The 18,077-nt window shown below is 48.6% G+C and carries 21 protein-coding genes; 2 read left to right on the top strand and 19 right to left on the bottom strand.

All coding sequences use genetic code 11. The features are described 5' to 3' along the window. Positions 1 to 8 precede the first annotated feature (8 nt). From nqrM to XMM312_RS09675, 18 genes are all read right to left on the bottom strand, one after another. A complete protein-coding gene (gene nqrM / locus XMM312_RS09760; protein WP_173482072.1) occupies positions 9 to 242 on the bottom strand; it encodes a (Na+)-NQR maturation NqrM in 234 nt (77 codons plus the stop codon). A 3-nt stretch (positions 243 to 245) separates the two neighbouring features. Next, a complete protein-coding gene (locus tag XMM312_RS09755; protein WP_173489147.1) occupies positions 246 to 1,292 on the bottom strand; it encodes an FAD:protein FMN transferase in 1,047 nt (348 codons plus the stop codon). Positions 1,293 to 1,295: 3 nt separating this feature from the next. Beyond that, the gene (nqrF, locus tag XMM312_RS09750; protein WP_173482074.1) at positions 1,296 to 2,525 is read right to left on the bottom strand and encodes an NADH:ubiquinone reductase (Na(+)-transporting) subunit F; all 1,230 of its coding nucleotides are present in this window, start codon (positions 2,523 to 2,525) and stop codon (positions 1,296 to 1,298) included. Between the two features lie 30 nt (positions 2,526 to 2,555). Further along, a complete protein-coding gene (gene nqrE, locus XMM312_RS09745) occupies positions 2,556 to 3,164 on the bottom strand; it encodes an NADH:ubiquinone reductase (Na(+)-transporting) subunit E (RefSeq protein WP_173482075.1) in 609 nt (202 codons plus the stop codon). After that, the gene (locus XMM312_RS09740; protein WP_173482076.1) at positions 3,164 to 3,823 is read right to left on the bottom strand and encodes an NADH:ubiquinone reductase (Na(+)-transporting) subunit D; all 660 of its coding nucleotides are present in this window, start codon (positions 3,821 to 3,823) and stop codon (positions 3,164 to 3,166) included. The genes nqrE and XMM312_RS09740 overlap by 1 nt, the downstream gene beginning before the upstream one ends. A gap of 2 nt (positions 3,824 to 3,825) precedes the next feature. Next, the gene (locus tag XMM312_RS09735) at positions 3,826 to 4,608 is read right to left on the bottom strand and encodes a Na(+)-translocating NADH-quinone reductase subunit C (RefSeq protein ID WP_173482077.1); all 783 of its coding nucleotides are present in this window, start codon (positions 4,606 to 4,608) and stop codon (positions 3,826 to 3,828) included. Continuing rightward, positions 4,598 to 5,806 (bottom strand): NADH:ubiquinone reductase (Na(+)-transporting) subunit B, encoded by a 1,209-nt coding sequence (locus XMM312_RS09730; RefSeq protein ID WP_173482078.1) that lies wholly within the window; start codon positions 5,804 to 5,806, stop codon positions 4,598 to 4,600. Before XMM312_RS09730 ends, XMM312_RS09735 begins: the two co-directional genes overlap by 11 nt. A 13-nt stretch (positions 5,807 to 5,819) precedes the next feature. Then, the gene (locus XMM312_RS09725) at positions 5,820 to 7,160 is read right to left on the bottom strand and encodes a Na(+)-translocating NADH-quinone reductase subunit A (RefSeq protein WP_173482079.1); all 1,341 of its coding nucleotides are present in this window, start codon (positions 7,158 to 7,160) and stop codon (positions 5,820 to 5,822) included. Between the two features lie 308 nt (positions 7,161 to 7,468). Further along, complete coding sequence (tolB, locus tag XMM312_RS09720) at positions 7,469 to 8,779, bottom strand: Tol-Pal system beta propeller repeat protein TolB (RefSeq protein WP_173482080.1); 1,311 nt, start codon at positions 8,777 to 8,779, stop codon at positions 7,469 to 7,471. Continuing rightward, positions 8,773 to 9,720: a cell envelope integrity protein TolA gene (gene tolA / locus XMM312_RS09715; RefSeq protein ID WP_173489146.1), complete on the bottom strand. Its 948-nt coding sequence runs from the start codon at positions 9,718 to 9,720 to the stop codon at positions 8,773 to 8,775. The genes tolB and tolA overlap by 7 nt, the downstream gene beginning before the upstream one ends. Before the next feature lie 4 nt (positions 9,721 to 9,724). Further along, the gene (gene tolR, locus XMM312_RS09710; protein ID WP_173489145.1) at positions 9,725 to 10,141 is read right to left on the bottom strand and encodes a protein TolR; all 417 of its coding nucleotides are present in this window, start codon (positions 10,139 to 10,141) and stop codon (positions 9,725 to 9,727) included. A 9-nt stretch (positions 10,142 to 10,150) separates the two neighbouring features. Beyond that, a complete protein-coding gene (gene tolQ, locus XMM312_RS09705) occupies positions 10,151 to 10,828 on the bottom strand; it encodes a protein TolQ (RefSeq protein ID WP_173482083.1) in 678 nt (225 codons plus the stop codon). Positions 10,829 to 10,840: 12 nt separating this feature from the next. Continuing rightward, positions 10,841 to 11,257 carry a tol-pal system-associated acyl-CoA thioesterase gene (gene ybgC / locus XMM312_RS09700; protein ID WP_173489144.1) on the bottom strand — a complete coding sequence of 139 codons (417 nt, stop codon included), beginning with the start codon at positions 11,255 to 11,257 and terminating at the stop codon, positions 10,841 to 10,843. A gap of 6 nt (positions 11,258 to 11,263) precedes the next feature. Further along, positions 11,264 to 12,277: a Holliday junction branch migration DNA helicase RuvB gene (ruvB, locus tag XMM312_RS09695; protein WP_173482085.1), complete on the bottom strand. Its 1,014-nt coding sequence runs from the start codon at positions 12,275 to 12,277 to the stop codon at positions 11,264 to 11,266. A gap of 1 nt (position 12,278) precedes the next feature. After that, the gene (gene ruvA, locus XMM312_RS09690; protein WP_173482086.1) at positions 12,279 to 12,911 is read right to left on the bottom strand and encodes a Holliday junction branch migration protein RuvA; all 633 of its coding nucleotides are present in this window, start codon (positions 12,909 to 12,911) and stop codon (positions 12,279 to 12,281) included. A gap of 45 nt (positions 12,912 to 12,956) precedes the next feature. Next, on the bottom strand, positions 12,957 to 13,475 hold the full coding sequence (ruvC, locus tag XMM312_RS09685; RefSeq protein ID WP_173484071.1) for a crossover junction endodeoxyribonuclease RuvC: 519 nt from the start codon (positions 13,473 to 13,475) through the stop codon (positions 12,957 to 12,959). Positions 13,476 to 13,816: 341 nt separating this feature from the next. Further along, positions 13,817 to 15,580 (bottom strand): aspartate--tRNA ligase, encoded by a 1,764-nt coding sequence (gene aspS, locus XMM312_RS09680; RefSeq protein WP_173489143.1) that lies wholly within the window; start codon positions 15,578 to 15,580, stop codon positions 13,817 to 13,819. Positions 15,581 to 15,818: 238 nt separating this feature from the next. Continuing rightward, the gene (locus XMM312_RS09675) at positions 15,819 to 16,262 is read right to left on the bottom strand and encodes an HIT domain-containing protein (RefSeq protein ID WP_173482089.1); all 444 of its coding nucleotides are present in this window, start codon (positions 16,260 to 16,262) and stop codon (positions 15,819 to 15,821) included. Between the two features lie 53 nt (positions 16,263 to 16,315). On the opposite strand from XMM312_RS09675, the gene XMM312_RS09670 reads away from it, so the two are divergent. Further along, positions 16,316 to 17,443 carry a GNAT family N-acetyltransferase gene (locus XMM312_RS09670; RefSeq protein ID WP_173482090.1) on the top strand — a complete coding sequence of 376 codons (1,128 nt, stop codon included), beginning with the start codon at positions 16,316 to 16,318 and terminating at the stop codon, positions 17,441 to 17,443. 47 nt (positions 17,444 to 17,490) lie between these two features. Then, positions 17,491 to 17,859 (top strand): hypothetical protein, encoded by a 369-nt coding sequence (locus tag XMM312_RS09665; protein WP_173482091.1) that lies wholly within the window; start codon positions 17,491 to 17,493, stop codon positions 17,857 to 17,859. Between the two features lie 8 nt (positions 17,860 to 17,867). Here the strand turns inward: XMM312_RS09665 and XMM312_RS09660 are convergent, their stop codons facing one another. Then, positions 17,868 to 18,053 carry a hypothetical protein gene (locus XMM312_RS09660; protein WP_173482092.1) on the bottom strand — a complete coding sequence of 62 codons (186 nt, stop codon included), beginning with the start codon at positions 18,051 to 18,053 and terminating at the stop codon, positions 17,868 to 17,870. Positions 18,054 to 18,077: the final 24 nt, after the last annotated feature.

Genomic DNA, 18,077 nt, shown 5'->3' with positions numbered 1-18,077 from the left:
CGATCGATCTACTTAACTTCGTAAGCTAGATCGTCTTTATTAATCTCTTTCTTTTGGACCGCGTCTTGCTCGCCATCACAATCTTCGGGACGACCGCCACAGATATCACAAACGGTATCCATGCCGAGTGCACTCATGCCACCACAAGAGCCCTTAATTGGCTTATTCGAGAAGATCACGCCTACTGACATACCAACGATGACAACCAGTAGAACAATAAATGTAATGACCATAATTTCCATGGCTTACTCTCCTTCTTGAACAAAGGCTTCAAACTCTGCTGTTGCCTGTTCGATAAATGTATCACCCTGCTCTGACTTATATAAGAAGTAGGCTGCTATCCCCTCTTCTTTGGCGAACTCAAAGCCTCTGTTTTCGCCCATGACCATCAGGGTCGTTGCTAATGCATCCGCCTCAGCACAGGTCGGCGTTAATACGGTTACTGACGCTAAGCGGTGAGTAATCGGTTTACCCGTCTCAGGATTAATGGTGTGCGAAAAACGGACACCGCCTTCCTCAAAGTAGTTTCGGTAATCACCGGATGTAGCAATCGCCGTATCCTTAACATTAATGATTCGTCCGATACTGCGCTCCATCGATGCCGGTGACTCAATGGCAATGCGCCAGTGTGAACCATCTGGCTTCAAGCCTTTCGCTCGAAGCTCACCACCTATCTCAACCAAATAGTTGTGAATACCTTCGGCTTCGAGAATCTCAGCCAACTGATCGACACCATAGCCTTTAGCGATGGCAGAGAGATCAACATACTGCTGTCCTAATTTTCTCAGACGAGAGGGGTCTTTTAAAACCTCGACTTTTTGGTAACCAATACGCTCTTTCAATGAAGCGATCTCAGCCTCGGTGGGTGCCTTTTCGATGCGGCCATTAGGCCCAAAACCCCAAAGGTTAACCAGTGGACCTACTGTGACATCAAACGCCCCGCCCGAACGCTCACTGATCGCTAGTGACTGCTCTACAACCGCCGCTAGCGCATCGGAGACTTCCATCTCACTGCCCGCAGGAAGTTTGTTAAAGGTCGAGAGTTCACTATTAGGAATGTAGGTCGACATCTGCTGATTAACGGTTGCAAGAACCTTACCGGCACGATTGCGAATATCGTTGATTCGATCTTCATTAAGGTCAACCCAGCGCATACTGAAGGTAGTGCCCATGGTTTGACCATCAATGCCAACCACCTTCTCATTTTCAAAAAAGTTACAGCCCGTTAGAACAAAAACGGCCAGTAGCATAGCTACCGGCCATTTAATAAGGCTTTGAAAACCTGAAATCATCTATTAGCCACCGAAGTCGTCAAGCATGATGTTCTCACGTTCAACACCTAGGTTGAGTAGCATGTCGATCACCGCTGCGTTCATCATTGGTGGCCCACACATGTAGTACTCACAATCCTCTGGTGCTTCATGATCCTTCAAGTAGTTCTCTAGAAGGACGTTGTGGATGAAGCCAGTCAGACCTTCCCAGTTATCTTCTGGAAGTGGATCAGACAGTGCTAGGTGCCATTCGAAGTTCTCATTCTCTTCAGCCAACTTATCGAACTCTTCTGTGTAGAAGGCTTCACGAACAGAGCGTGCACCGTACCAGAAAGAGATCTTACGCTTAGAGTTTAGACGCTTAAGCTGATCGAAGATGTGTGAGCGCATTGGCGCCATACCTGCACCACCGCCGATGAAGACCATCTCATTGTCAGTCTCGCGAGCGAAGAACTCACCGAATGGACCGTAAACATCAATCGTATCACCTGGTTTCAGGCTAAATACGTACGATGACATGATGCCAGGTGGCACGTCGTCACGACCTGGAGGTGGCGTTGCAATACGGATATTAAACTTAACCACACCGCGCTCTTCAGGGTAGTTCGCCATAGAGTAAGCACGAATCGTTGTTTCGTCGACTTTAGAGACGTAACGCCAGATATCGAACTTATCCCAATCTGGGTGGTACTCTTCCTCGATTGCGAAGTCTTTGTAGTTTACGGTGTGTGGTGGACACTCTAGCTGAACGTAACCCCCTGCACGGAAGTCGACGTTCTCGCCTTCAGGCAGACGCAGGGTCAGCTCTTTGATGAAGGTTGCGACGTTCGGGTTAGAGTCAACCGTACAGGTCCACTTCTTAACGCCGAAGACATCATCTTCAACATGAATCTTCATGTCCTGTTTAACAGGCACCTGACAGCTTAGACGCCAGCCCTCTTTTGCTTCACGCATTGTGAAGTGTGACTCTTCAGTAGGCAACATAGAACCGCCACCTTCATGAACTTCACACTTACACTGGGCACAGGTACCGCCACCACCACAAGCAGAGGCAAGGAATACACCCTTGTCCGCTAGAGTCTGCAGCAATTTACCGCCTGCAGGCACTGTGATTGTTTTTTCAGGATCACCGTTAATTTCAATTGTTACATTGCCGGAGCTAACCAGCTTAGCGCGGGCAGCCAAGATAATAGCAACCAGTGCCAGTACCACGACTGTAAACATCACCACGCCTAGGATGATTTCTGCATTCATAGCTAATTCATTCCTCTCCTAGTAGACCAGTTACAGAGACACGCCAGAGAATGACATGAAGCCTAGCGACATCAGACCGACAGTGATGAAGGTGATACCTAGACCACGCAGACCCTCTGGTACATCTGAGTACTTCAGCTTCTCACGAATACCAGCCAAGGCTGTGATCGCAAGTGCCCAACCGATACCTGCGCTCGTGCCGTAAACAACACTCTCACCAAAGGTGTAGTCACGCTCAACCATGAACAGCGCAGCACCCATGATTGCACAGTTAACTGTGATCAGTGGTAGGAAGACACCCAACGCGTTGTAAAGCGCTGGAACGAATTTATCTAGGAACATCTCTAGGATCTGAACGATCGCAGCGATAACGCCGATGTAAGAGATGTAACCTAGGAAGCTAAGGTCAACTTCTGGGTAACCCGCCCAAGCCAATGCCCCTTCACGAAGCAATAGGTTGAAGATCAGGTTGTTTACTGGAGTCGTAATCGCCAATACAACGATAACGGCTACACCTAAACCAAAGGCTGTTTGAACCTTCTTAGAGATCGCCAAGAAGGTACACATTCCCAAGAAGAATGCGAGAGCCATGTTCTCAACGAAGATCGCCTTAACGGCAAGACTGATCATCTGTTCCATTAGTGAGAACCTCCTTTAGTGTTAGCCGCCATTTCAAAATCTGGCGCCTCAACTTGTTTTGGATCCCAAGAGCGGATGATCCAGATGAAGATACCGATTAGGAAGAAGGCACTTGGAGGAAGCAACAATAGACCGTTGCTCTGGTACCAACCACCATTAGTGACTAGCGGAAGAATCTCGATACCGAACAGTGAACCTGCACCAAAGAGTTCGCGGAAGAAACCGACAAACATCAATACAGCGCCGTAACCAAGACCGTTACCAATACCATCTAAGAAGCTTGGTAGTGGTGGGTTCTTCATCGCGAAGGCTTCTGCACGACCCATTACGATACAGTTAGTGATGATCAAACCAACGAATACCGAAAGCTGCTTAGAGATATCGTAAGCGTAGGCTTTCAGGAACTGGTCAACAACGATTACCAAGGATGCAATGATCGTCATCTGAACGATGATACGGATGTTACCCGGGATATGGTTACGAATAATCGACACGAACATGTTCGAGAATGCGGTAACCACAATAACAGCCAACGACATAACCAGTGCCGTTGCCATGTTTGACGTAACCGCTAGTGCAGAACATACACCCAAGATTTGCAGTGCAATTGGGTTGTCCTTAAAGATAGGGGTCGTCAAGATCTCTTTTGACTTAGCCATGATTAAGCGTCTCCTGCACGAAGGTTAGCCAAGAACGGAGCGTAGCCGTTTTTGCCCATCCAGAATTGAACAAGGTTAGTGACACCGTTACCCGTCAACGTTGCACCTGAAAGGCCGTCAACTTTGTACTCAGCGTTAACTGTCGATGCATCAACCTTACCTTTGATCAGCTGAAGCTCTGGCTTCTGCATGTCATTGGCGTAGACTTTTTTGCCCGGCCAGATCGCTTTCCAAGCTGGGTTGTCCACCTCACCACCAAGACCCGGAGTCTCTGCGTGTGAGTAGAAGCCTAGACCGACCACTGTATTTAGATCACCTTCCAATGCTAGGAAGCCGTACAGCGTTGACCAAAGACCGTATCCGTGAACAGGCAGGATGATCTTATCCAGTGCACCGTTATTGCCTTCTACAACGTAGACTGGCATGAAGTTAGGCTGACGCTTGATCGACGCTTTATCATCTTCACGCGACAGTGATTTTGATAGCGCAGGGTCTTTAGCCGCCTTCTGGATATCGAACTTAGCACCGTCTACTGCATCAGTGAACTTGCCTGTTTCCATATCAACAACTTTGGTTGTGATCTGTGCGAACAGCTCATCAACCGATTTGCCTGGTTGAAGAAGACCCGCTGCCGCAAGAATGTTTGTCTTACGGTCAAGATCTTTGTTAGCAACCTGTTTGGGTTTAAGGATGACAGCTGCTGCTGACACCACTACCGAACAGATTACACATAGCAGAACGGTTACCGTAACCGTTTTGCTAATCGTATCGTTATTAGCCGACATTACGTGCGATCCTCCGTTTGATGTTCGCTTGCACCACGAAATTATCGATGAGCGGCGCAAAGAGGTTCGCGAATAGGATCGCGAGCATCATACCTTCTGGAAATGCTGGGTTAACCACGCGGATAAGAACAACCATCACGCCGATTAGAGCACCAAAAACCCACTTACCTTTATCCGTCATTGAGCCAGAAACTGGGTCGGTCGCCATAAAGAACATACCGAACGCGAATCCACCCATAACAAGATGCCAGTAGAAAGGAACGCTGAACATTGGATTGGTTTCAGAACCGATCGCATTGAACAGTAACGTGGTCGCAACCATGCCGAGGAAAACACCGGCAACAATTCGCCACGCGGCAACACGAGCAAACAGCAACACTGCACCACCAATCATGATCGCCAATGTTGAGGTTTCACCCACTGAACCTTGAATCGAGCCTAGGAAAGCATCCATCCAAGTCACGTTTGCAGCAAGAACGCCCTCGATACCACCGGCAGCGGCTAGACCAAGCGGTGTTGCACCTGAGAAGCCATCAACTGCGGTCCAGATCGCATCACCTGACATCTGTGCTGGGTAAGCAAAGAATAGGAATGCACGGCCTGTCAGTGCTGGGTTAAGGAAGTTTTTACCAGTACCACCGAACACCTCTTTACCGATAACAACACCAAAGCTGATGCCCAGTGCGACCTGCCATAGCGGAACAGTCGGAGGAAGAATCAGTGAGAAAAGGATCGAAGTTACGAAGAAACCTTCGTTCACTTCATGGCCACGCTTCATTGCAAATAGGACTTCCCAGAAGCCACCTACAATAAAGGTCGTTGCATAGATGGGTAGCCAGTACATGGCACCATGTAGGATGTTATCCCAGGCGCTTGTTGCGTCGTAACCTGCAAGAGCAGAAATTACAGCACCCCGCCAGCCTTCCGCTTCGGTCAGGCCAAGCACTTCCATTGCGCTGTTTGCTTGGAAGCCAACATTGTACAGGCCAGCAAATACCGCAGGGAAGGTACACATCCAAACCAGGATCATCATACGTTTTAGGTCAACCGCATCACGAACGTGTGAGGCAGTCTTAGTCACGGCACCTGGCGTGTAGAAAATGGTATCTACCGCTTCGTAGAGTGCGTACCAGTTCTCGTACTTACCACCTTTGTGGAAGTGAGGTTCTAAAGAATCAAAAAAACCACGTAAGCTCATAATCTTCTCCTCCTTAGGCTTCTTTCTCTATACGAGAAAGGTTGTCACGAAGGATCTCGCCGTACTCATATTTACCTGGGCAGGCAAAAGTACAGAGCGCCAGATCTTCCTCTTCCAGCTCAAGACAACCAAGGTCCATAGCAACAGCGATATCGCCGACAACCAGTGAACGAAGCAGTTGAGTTGGAAGAATATCTAGGGGCATCAAACGTTCAAACTGACCAGTAGGAACCATGGCACGTTCTGAACCGTTTGTTGTTGTAGTAAAGGCAAACTTTTTACCCGGCTTGAACATAGATACAAACATGTTCATCACAGAGAATTTCTCTGTGCCTGGTGCTACCCAACCCATGAATTCACGTTCTGTGCCTTCACGAAGAACGCTTACCTGGTTGGCGTAACGCGCAAGGTAAGCGGTTGGACCAGACGCTTTAGCACCATTCCAAACAGAGCCATTGATCACACGGTTATCGCCAGCTTTAAGCTGACCAGCCGTCAACTCATCAAGTGACGCACCAACACGTGTTTTAAGCAGCGTAGGCACCTCAACTTGGGGACCCGCTAAAGATAGGTAACGCTCAGTGCTCAAACGACCCGTTGTAAATAACTTACCGATCGCGATCACATCTTGGTAACCCAAGTACCATACCTGCTTGTTACGGTGAACAGGATCAAGGAAGTGAATGTGTGTACCTACGTTGCCGGCAGGGTGAGTACCTTCAAAGGTTTCTGTTGTAACACCAGATACGGAAGGTAGCTCTGTACCTGGAGCTGCACAGAGATAAACGTTGTTGGCTTGGATGCGAGTCAGAACGGTTAGACCCTGTTCAAACGCCTCTTTTTCGGCACTTAGAACAACGCTAGGGTCCATCGCTAATGGATTGGTGTCCATCGCAGTCACAAAGATCGAACTTGGTACCGCATCGACTGCTGGTACCTTACCGAAAGGACGAGTTCTTAGAGAAGCCCACAACCCTGAAGCAATTAGGTTTTCACGAACCTGAGACTCTTCCAAAGAGGCAAGCTCAGAAGCTGCGTAACTAGAAAACTCAACTGCGTCTTCGTCTGAATCCAATTCAATGACGACTGACTGTAGCACTCGACGTTCACCGCGATTAATCGCAGTAACAACCCCTGCACCAGGAGCTGTGAATTGAACGCCATCATTCTTCTTATCAGTAAAGATCACCTGACCGAGTTTTACTCGATCCCCTTCCCGAACCATCATTGTTGGTTTTAGACCAACGTAATCGGCTCCTAGAAGCGCCACAGTTTTAACATCAGCTGAAGGGGATACCTTCTGTTCTGGTGCACCTGTGATAGGCAGATCTAGACCCTTTCTGATCTTGATCATTCGCTTTATTCCAATCCGCTAAAAATTTTTAAAGCCTCGTACTGAAACCATATCGCTCTTTTGAAGCTCAATCGTACAGACGGACCTTTCCCAAAATCGCGCAAATTATACCTGACAGAGGTTTATTGCCGCTACAGAGGGAGAGGGGCTTTCAGTGATTATGTAGTTAATTTACAGGACAAACAGCTAACTAATTTTGAATAAACAGTTAACGGTTTGTTATATAGATGCTTTTTAAAACTGAAGGCGGGGGTGTTTATGCCGGGCAGGAATAACCTGCCCGGTTGTGTGGAATTAAACTACCAAGATTAATAAAGGTAGGGACTCCATGCTGGAGCGCGAACATCACCACGAGTATTCGGCATTCTAAATCGTACCTGACCATCCAAAGAGACTGCTGATAGCACACCTTGATTACCCTCTTGCGTTGCATAAAGGACTACGCTGGCATTAGGCGCAATGGTGGGAGACTCTTCCAAACCGGTCTCTGTCAGAATATCGAGTCGATCAGTCTTTAGATCCAATACCGCAACAGAGAAGCGATTACCTGACCCACCTGAGCGGTGAATCAACGCTAGGAAGCGACCGTCAGGGGTCATGCTGGCACGGGCGTTGTAGTTTCCTTCGTAGGTTACTCGAGTCATTTGACGTGTCGCCAAGAATAGACGATAGATCTGTGGCGACCCTCCTCGGTCAGAGGTGAAGAAGAGCGACTCACCATCGGGCGCCCAGCTTGGCTCGGTATCGATCCCATAGTGATTAGTCACTCGTTGCAACTGACCCGAGGTCACATCCAACACATAGATCTCGGCATTACCGTCTTTAGAGAGCACCAGTGCTAGCTTATTGCCATCAGGTGACCAAGCCGGCGCACCATTCAAGCCGGAGAATGATTGGATTCGTTCGCGTTTCCCGGTTGCCAGGTACTGAACATAGATTGATGGACGACCCGTTTCAAACGAAACGTAAGCGATCTTCTTGCCATCCGCGGACCAGCTCGGTGACATGATCGGTTCGCGTGACTCTAAAATTACACGCGGACGGTTGCCATCCCAGTCAGCCATCTCAAGACGGTAGCGAGAGGTTTGACTGGTCAACTGTTCAGCGGTGACGTAGACGATGCGAGTTGAAAAAGCACCACGATTGCCTGTCAGTGCCTGATAGATCTGATCCGCAATAAAGTGAGCCGCATCTCTAAGTTGGTTAATGTCACTCTCTAAAGGCTGGATCATGATGTTCTCCTCTTTAAGAACATCATAAAGTTCATAGCGAAGGCTGACGCGTGTCGCGGAGATCGGCTCGATTTTACCGACCACAAGGAAGTCACTCTTCGTCATTCGCCAATCACGGAAGAAGACCTGGCTGCGCTCAGAAGGCAGGCTTAACATCGCTGATCTTGGTAAAGTAGTGAATAGACCTGAACGTGATAGATCTTGATCGACAATCTGCGCCACATCTTCTGGGAGCGCACCCTGCCCTGTCCACTTAAAAGGGACAACCGCTACCGGTGTTGGCTCAGAAAGACCCTGTGTCACTTCGACAACCAATTCAGCTTTAACGATTAGTGGCGCCCACAACAGAACAAATATCAGGCTTTTAAATTGGTTAAGATTTACCATCTCAATCCCTCAGGTCTAAATTCAATTAACACTCTACGCAAATTACGCTCAAACGTAATCGGGTCGACGCTTGCAATCAACTCATACTGCCCTACACGCTCAATCGCCTGAAGTACTGATCGATCGTAAGCCATGTCACCACTGCTTTTAATAATCTCTGCCAGATCCACTTCACCCGATGGGAAGAAGTGAATCCGCACGGTCGCTGTCATCCCGTTACGTGCTGTAGAGGGCAGACGCCAGTTATCTTCTGTTAGCGTTCGAATGTAGGCACCTACATCAGCGACCGTTTGTGCTGCTCTTTCAGCTGCTGCGGCACGCTGCCTTGCCAGCTCTTCGCGACGTTTTGCTTCAGCCTGCTCCTGGGCTTTACGCTCTGCATCCGCTTTTCGTTTGGCCTCTTCTGCAGCTTTGCGTTTAGCCTCTTCCGCTTGACGCTTCTTAGCTTCCGCCTTTTTCTTAGCCTCTTCAGCGGCTTTTAATTTGGCTTTTTTAGCCTCTGCATCAGCTTTTTTCTTAGCCGCTTCAGCTTTTTTACGCTCTGCAGCTTTACGTTCAGCCTCTGCTCTCTTTTTCTCTTCAGCCGCTTTTTTGCGCTTAGCGTCATCGGCTTTTTTCTTATCAGCGGCTTTTTTAGCATCCTCTTTACGTTTAGCGTCCGCTGCTTTCTTGCGCTTTGCCTCATCGGCTTTGGCTTTCTTGGCTCGTTCCGCGGCTTTTTTCTTCGCAGCCTCTGCAGCTGCTTTATCTTTCATCAATTTCTCTTCAGCGGCTTTCTTTTCAGCCAGAGGCGAAAGATCGACCATTCGAGCCTCGATATGTCGCGGCTGCGCTTTACGATCCACCTCTTGACCGATCCAAACCCCTGAAATAACCACCAACACCAGTGCATGAACCAGTGCAGCAAAAAGGGTTGGCAGAAGATAACTACGATCGAACAAGGATCTACTCCGTCACCAAACCGACTCGTTCAGCTCCAGCACCCTGTAACAGCACCATTAACTGAACCACCTGATCATAGCTCGCTTGACGATCACCTCGAACCAACATCATTTTTCCAGGGTTAACCGAGAGTATCTGCCTGATCTGACCCGCTATCTGTTCGGCGCTTTTCGGAACCGTCTCATCTTCACCCAAATTGATGTAGTAGAGCCCTTCTGCATCGACCGTCACGATCAAAGGCTCTTCATCTTGAGTCTCTACAGGCTCAGAGGAGGCTTTCGGAAGTTCCACATCAACGCCTTGAGTCAACATTGGGGCTGTCACCATAAAGATAATCAGCAGAACCAAGGTCACATCGATATAGGGAACGACGTTAATCTCTGCATTCAATTTGCGCTTTGCGCGCTGACGCCTAATCATCTTTTACCCTTAACGAGCATGAACGCGACGGTAGAGAATACTAGAGAACTCATCGGCAAAGGTTTCGTAACTGTTCAACAAAGAATCCACCGATGCTGAGTAACGGTTGTAGGCCACCACTGCAGGAATCGCCGCAAACAGACCTATAGCCGTCGCGACCAAGGCCTCTGAAATACCTGGAGCAACCGAGGCAAGCGTCGCTTGCTGAACGTTAGCCAGACCACGAAACGCATTCATGATACCCCACACAGTTCCAAACAGACCGACATAGGGGCTGGTAGAACCCACCGTTGCAAGGAAAGGAAGGTGCGCTTCGAGCTTCTCCTCTTCACGAGCCATTGCGACACGCATGGCTCGCTGTACACCGTTCATCACCATATCCGGATCAGCATTTGACTGCTGTGTCAGGCGTGTAAACTCTTTGAGTCCGGCACGGAAAATATTTTCAGCTCCGCTCTCTGAATTAGGTTCAGCATTGGCTTCTCGGTAAAGCTGACCTAAATCGGCACCCGACCAAAAACGCTCTTCAAATGCTTTAAACGCTTTTTGTGCACCGCTAATGACGCGGCGACGTTGAAAGATAACAACCCAAGATAAAAACGAAGCCGCCAATAGCGACAACATAACTAACTGGACGACGAAACTCGCACCAAATACGAGGCTCCAAATCGACAGCTGATCTTCCACACTCAACTCCTGTTAATCCCAAGCTTCCGGATGCGCTTGGGTGATTGATGTAATTAACTCTTTTGGCCAGCGTTTCGGACGCATGGCTCCAGTGACGGATATCACTTCAACTTCTGCTTGGCAGAGGACTCTATCAGACCCCTCCTTAACAACAGCTTGCAGAAATTTAACGCGTGCACCTTGCGGTTTTTTGACGGTCGTTCTGACAATTAACGAATCATCAAGCTTAGCCGGCGCTAAATACTGCGCTTCGACTGAACCTACCACAAAAATTAAATTTTGCTGTGACAGTTCCTGCTGCGACCAACCCGCCGAACGCAACAACTCCGTCCGAGCACGCTCCATAAATTTTAGATAATTAACGTAGTAAACAATACCGCCAAAATCGGTATCTTCTATGTAGACTCTGACAGGCCACTGAAACGCCATAATAAACTAGTTTCCTTCAGGCTTATCGACACCAAAGTATCGGTAAGCATGGTCGGTTAGCACCCGCCCTCTTGGCGTGCGCATGACAAAACCTTGCTGAATCAAATAGGGCTCGAGAACGTCTTCGATGGTGTCACGCTCTTCGCTAATGGCTGCCGCAAGACTGTCCACACCAACAGGACCACCACCAAACTTTTCTAGCATGGCGAGCAGCATTCGACGGTCCATGTGATCAAAACCATGTTGATCGACATTGAGCATATTCAATGCCAGATCAGCCATCTCTTCGGTGATACGCCCATCCCCTTTCACTTCAGAGAAGTCACGTGCACGGCGCAGGAGCCGGTTGGCAATACGAGGAGTACCGCGAGAACGACGTGCAATCTCGTGCGCACCACCCTCATCGATTTCAGAACCACTTAAACGTGCCGTTCGCATGACAATATTGGTCAGATCGGCAATCGAATAGAACTCTAACCGCTGCACAATACCGAAACGATCACGCAGTGGTGACGTCAATAAGCCGGCACGTGTCGTAGCACCGACTAACGTAAAGGGGGGCAGTTCCAGTTTGATCGATCGTGCAGCTGGGCCTTCACCGATCATGATATCGAGCTGGTAGTCCTCCATCGCGGGATAGAGTACCTCTTCGACACTGGCACTGAGTCGATGAATCTCGTCTATGAAGAGCACATCTCCCGGCTCAAGATTGGTCAGAAGAGCTGCAATATCACCCGCTTTCTCTAAAACAGGGCCAGAGGTGGTTTTAATTTCACTGCCCATCTCATTGGCAATAATATTGGCCAGTGTGGTTTTACCCAATCCTGGCGGGCCAAAGATCAGAGTATGATCCAGTGCTTCATTACGCTTGCGAGCGGCATGGATGAAGATCTCCATCTGCTCTCGAACTTGCGGCTGACCTTCATAGTCTTGAAGTGTCTTAGGGCGAACCGCGCGATCATGCACCTCTTCATTGGGTGTCTTAACCGGCGATATAAAACGATCAGGTTCAATCTGCATCTTAGCTTGCCACCATCATCTTAAGTGCCTGACGAATCAACGATTCTGTATCGGCCGTCTCACCCAATTCGGTGACCGCTTTTTCAATCGCCTTAGTTGCTTGCAGCGGTTTATAACCCAATGCGACCAGTGCCGTCTCTGCATCTGCTCTGTAATCGACGGTAGGCTTCGCATCCACGATGGGCATTGCAAAATCACTCAGTTCCGCTTCAACACGGGTCGGTAGCTCAAGTCGATCCAGCTTATCCTTCATCTCGATGATTAAACGCTCAGCGGTTTTTTTACCGACACCCGGCAGACGTACCAGGGCTGTACTGTCCTCATGCTGAACCGTTCGAATGAACTCTTGGACGGAGATACCCGAAAGAATGGTCAACGCCAACTTAGGCCCCACCCCATTCACCTTGATCAGGGTTCGAAACAGAGTGCGTTCGTTTTTGTCGGCAAATCCATAAAGAAGCTGTGCATCTTCACGCACAACGAAGTGTGTATACAGCGTTACAAAGGTGCCGACATCCGGCAATTTGTAGAAGGTATTCATGGACGCTTCCAGTTCATAACCGACACCGGAAACATCTATCAGCAACTCTGGAGGTGACTTCTCTACCAATTCACCTGTTAAACGACCTATCACAATCTGACCTCAATAAAGTAACGCATTGATATTATTCGAAAGCATCTACAATCTCCATCGCCCTTTTACTGAACGACGAGTTCCCGCTGTCGCTATTAAGCCTTGACGGGTATAGGCATGACAAAGTGCGATGGCCAACCCATCAGCCGCATCGATCTGTGGCAACCCCGGAAGTGACAAAATACGTTGCACCATCATCTGGACCTGCCCCTTATCCGCAGCGCCAGTTCCAGCTACTGCCTGCTTCACCAGGCGTGCCGCATATTCATGAACCTCTACGCCTCGATTGACGGCCGCTACGATAGCTGCCCCTCTAGCCTGCCCGAGCTTAAGCGCAGAGTCAGCGTTACGAGACATAAAGACCTGCTCTATCGCACACTCTTGAGGCTGGTAGCGCTCAATCAGTTCAGAGACACCGCTAAAGACTTGGTTTAACTTATCAGGAAGGGTCGCATCTGCGATTTTGATACAACCACTGGCAACGTACTCAGCCTTATTACCCTGAGCATTGATGATGCCGTATCCGGTAATTCTTGAACCTGGGTCGATTCCCAATATCAGCATCGGTCGCCTGTCGTAGAGATTGTTTTAATGCTGTATATACTAACAGTAGTTGTGATTGAGACCAATACCTTAAACAGACAGCGGTTGACAGGCTAAAGCCAGTCACCGGAGCATTAAATTCGATTAGCAAGTCCAATCGATCGCGGTTTGGCGCGGGGCGCCAATACGCTCCTATAGTAGGACTTTGCAACGATCTCTCTGCGTAGCTCGACTGTAGGAGCGAATTTGAGCGCAGCGAAAAACCGCGATCAACTCGCATCTGCGAGTTGTAAGTCTTTCAGCATTTTCCAGAGACACAAAAAAACCGGCTTACTGCCGGTTTTTTTTAATCAAACACTCGATTAAGGTGTTTTACGCAACTTGATGTTTAGGTCACGCAGTTGAGCCGCGCTCACTTCACCCGGTGCTTCAGTCATTGGACAAGCCGCTGACTGAGTTTTAGGGAAGGCGATCACTTCACGAATCGAAGTAGAACCCGTCATCAGCATAATCAGACGGTCAAGACCAAATGCCAGACCCGCGTGTGGTGGCGCACCAAACTTAAGCGCGTTCAATAGGAATCCAAACTTCTCGTCCGCCTCTTCATCACTGATACCCAGTACTTTGAAGACCGCTTTCTGCATCTCTTGATCGTGGATACGAACCGAACCACCACCAAGCTCACAACCGTTAAGAACCATGTCGTAGGCACGTGACAGCTGACCTTCAGGCTGAGCAATCAACTCTTCTGGTGAACAGCTCGGTGCTGTGAATGGGTGGTGAAGCGCTGTCATGCTGCCATCGGAGTTCTCTTCGAACATTGGGAAGTCGACAACCCATAGTGGCGCCCACTCACGCTCAAGCATGTTAAGGTCTTCACCCACTTTGATACGCAGCGCACCCAAGGCTTCGTTAACGATGTTGGCTTTATCCGCACCGAAGAAGACAAGATCACCATCTTTCGCTTCAAGGCGCTCCATAATCTGCAGCGCAATCTCTGCACCCAAGAACTTAACGATTGGAGACTGAAGGCCTTCAGCGCCAGCCGCTAGATCATTCACTTTGATCCACGCCAAACCTTTCGCACCGTAGATTGATACATACTTAGTGTACTCATCAATCTGCTTACGAGTCAGCTCAGAACCGCCCGGTACTTTAAGAGCCGCGACGCGACCTTTTGGATCCGTTGCTGGGCCAGCAAACACTTTAAAGTCGACACTTGCGACCAGATCTGCAACATCAACCAGCTCCATAGGAATGCGCAGATCTGGCTTATCAGAACCAAAACGCTGCATCGCCTCAGAGTATGGCATGTGCGGGAACTCGCCTAGATCGATGTTCAATTGATCTTTGAACAGCCCACGGATCATGTTTTCAGTGATTGCCATCACCTCGTGTTCATCAAGGAACGAGGTCTCGATATCGATCTGAGTGAACTCTGGCTGACGATCCGCACGCAAATCTTCGTCACGGAAACACTTAGCAATTTGGTAGTAGCGATCAAAGCCAGAGACCATAAGGAGCTGTTTAAATAGCTGTGGTGACTGAGGCAGTGCAAAGAAGCTACCTTCATGAGTACGGCTTGGAACTAGGTAGTCACGAGCACCCTCTGGGGTGGCACGAGTCAGGATCGGCGTTTCGATATCTAGGAAACCTTGATCTTCAAGGTAAGCACGAACCTGGTGAGTCACTTTAGAGCGGAAACGAAGCTTCTCTTGAATCTCTGGACGGCGGAGATCGACGTAGCGGTGACGAAGACGAACATCTTCACCCACTTGCTGGTGCTCATCCAACTGAAAAGGAGGAGTTTCAGCCTTGTTCAGGATGATCAGCTCTTTACCCAGCACCTCGATAGCACCCGTTGGCATATCCGGGTTGGTAGTACCCTCTGGCCGAGCACGAACAAGGCCTTTAACCTCAACTACGAACTCGTTACGGCAGCTATCCGCCAACGCGAAACTCTCTTCGCGATCTGGATCAAACACAACCTGTGTCAAACCCTCACGATCACGAAGATCTAGGAAGATTACGCCACCGTGGTCACGACGACGGTGCACCCAACCTGCCAGGGTAATTTCTTGTCCAATATGTTCTTCACGAAGATCGCCGCAATAGTGGCTGCGCATAACTCTGCTGTCCTATCTACTAAAACCCGCTGAAACGAGTATTAACTAAAATGGTTAGGCCTATGGCCGAAAGGCGGGAATTATACCTGAATTAACAGGCTATTACAGGGCAATTTTTGGTATTTCAAAGAGTATCTTGTGGATTCTAGAGCGGGTGACAGGCTTAAGGCCTGTCACCTTTGGGACGTCAAACTATCTACGAAGAGCGGTAACTGGTTTTCAACCTGTCAAACGCTGATTATACCGCTCTAAACTCAACTTCACCGGTTAACAAGGCATCCAAACGCTCTTTGACAGAGGCTAGCTCATCTGAGCTGTAAGGCTGTGCTGGCACTTTCCCCCAGACTGGTCCTGGCCAAGCAGGATCACTCTCTAACCGGGCGATAACATGTATATGCAATTGGGAAACCATGTTACCTAGATTCGCAACATTCATCTTTTTGGCCGCGAAGATATCGGATAACGCTTGAGCCAGTGCACTGGTCTCCAGCAGCATCTGCTGTTGATCCTCTGCACTGAGATGGTAGATCTCTGTCATACCCGCACGACGAGGTACAAGAATCAGCCAAGGATATTGGCTATCATTCATCAGCAAAACCGAAGAGAGCGGGAAATCACCCAACTTAATCGTATCCGCAGCAAGTTGAGCATCTAACTGAAATTCGAGTTCTAGTTCATCCATTTCTATATACTCCTCGTAACGACCTAACCTTTTCTTAAATATAGACCAAGCAGATGGAAATTAGGACTCATCAATCCATTAATAGTATTGATAAGCATCGTTGGAATGAACTTAAGGATTCCGACTATCCCTTTCTGCGTCATGAATTCTTGGCCGCGATGGAACATTCAGGGTCTGTTTCGACGGAACAGGGTTGGCAACCCTGTCACTTAGAATTAATTGAGGAGGGTGAGACGATTATCTATCTCCCTCTCTATATTAAATACCACTCTTGGGGTGAGTATGTTTTTGATCAGAGTTGGGCAAACGCTTTCCATCAATCCGGCTTAAACTACTATCCAAAGCTTCTAAGCGCAGTCCCTTTTACGCCATCAACCGGCCCGAGATGGGTAGGTAAACTGAAAGCTGAAGAGTCTCTACAGAGAATATCCCAAGCGATTAAAACCTTTGCTAGCGAGTACAAATTAGAGAGCTGGCACCTTCTCTTTCCAAACGACTCATCGATAAAAAGCGCTCTGCCTAGGGATTTGTTAATCAGAAGCGGACTGCAGTATCAGTGGTTTAATAGAGATTATCGTGACTTTAACCACTTCCTAGAAGGGCTCACTTCTCGAAAACGCAAAGAGCTGCGTAAAGAGCGCGAAAAAACCGAGGCGTTTAAATTCATTCACCTCTCAGGTTCAGATATTACCCAAGATCAACTTCAGCAGTTTTACGAACTCTACTCACTCACCTACCTTAAACGGGGACGTGAGCCCTACCTAAATGAGAGTTTCTTTACCGAATTAGTGCACACCATGCCCGAGCAGATGCTGTTTGTCTTTGCACAACTTGACGGAAAAATCGTTGCGGGCGCCCTATCCTTCCATGACAGCAGTACGCTCTATGGTCGCTATTGGGGCTGTTATGAAGAGTATGACGCGCTGCACTTCGAGACCTGCTACTACCAGGGGATCGACTACTGCATTGCACGACAGCTCAAGCGCTTTGACTCAGGTGCACAGGGAGAACATAAGATTAAGCGCGGTTTTGAACCTATATTTACTCACTCTGTACATTGGGTTAATCACCCAGAATTTCACAAAGCGATCGCTAACTTCGTTGATGAGGAGCGGGACTATCTGTCATCACAAAAATCTTACTTATCTGAAAGACTTCCGTTTAAGAACACAGATTTATAGTCTACTCTTATGAAAAGATTCCAGACAATCCATTTAACGGACTAAACATGACACTGCTCAACCAGCTCAAAGACGCTTATCTTATTCGTGACCTTGTAGAAGGAAAGATACGTTACTTTTGGGAATTCCCCTCTGGAGAGCGCGCCAGCGAACTACTGGTCTCTTATGATGCGGCTTATGACTGGTGGCGACAGGCGATTCATGATGCCTATGAAGGCCCCGAACGTCGTACTTCACCTTTTGATCGACGCGCTAACAGTGTTAAACGCGCCAGCGAGGTCAAACATGGGCAAGTGACCGTTCAGTCTTACGGTGGGCGACGCACAACTGATACGCCACCGAAAATTAGAGAGGATCGAGCTGAAGCTAAAATTGAGAGGTTAAAGTCCCAGCTGTCGCATTGGAGTGATCAATAAACGAGCAATCAGTGCAGTGGGGTTTCGTACTTTTTCTGAATCGCAATCAATTGAGGCTGAATATCGAGTGGGGCGTACTTGATCGCTTGATCAAACAGCTCTTTGTTCGCCTCTGATAATCGCTCATCTTCGTCCATCTGTGACAACTGACTCATCGCTTCAAGAAATTTAGGGTGCGGTTTCGTAGCAGACATCACAGACCTCCTGATCCAATAGAT

Origin of the sequence: Marinobacterium sp. xm-m-312 (assembly GCF_013283295.1) — a bacterium.
In the GTDB taxonomy this organism is placed as follows: Bacteria; Pseudomonadota; Gammaproteobacteria; order Pseudomonadales; family Balneatricaceae; genus Marinobacterium_E.
The sequence above is the reverse complement of the archived record's forward strand: the minus strand, read 5'-3'. Positions and strand labels throughout refer to the sequence as shown.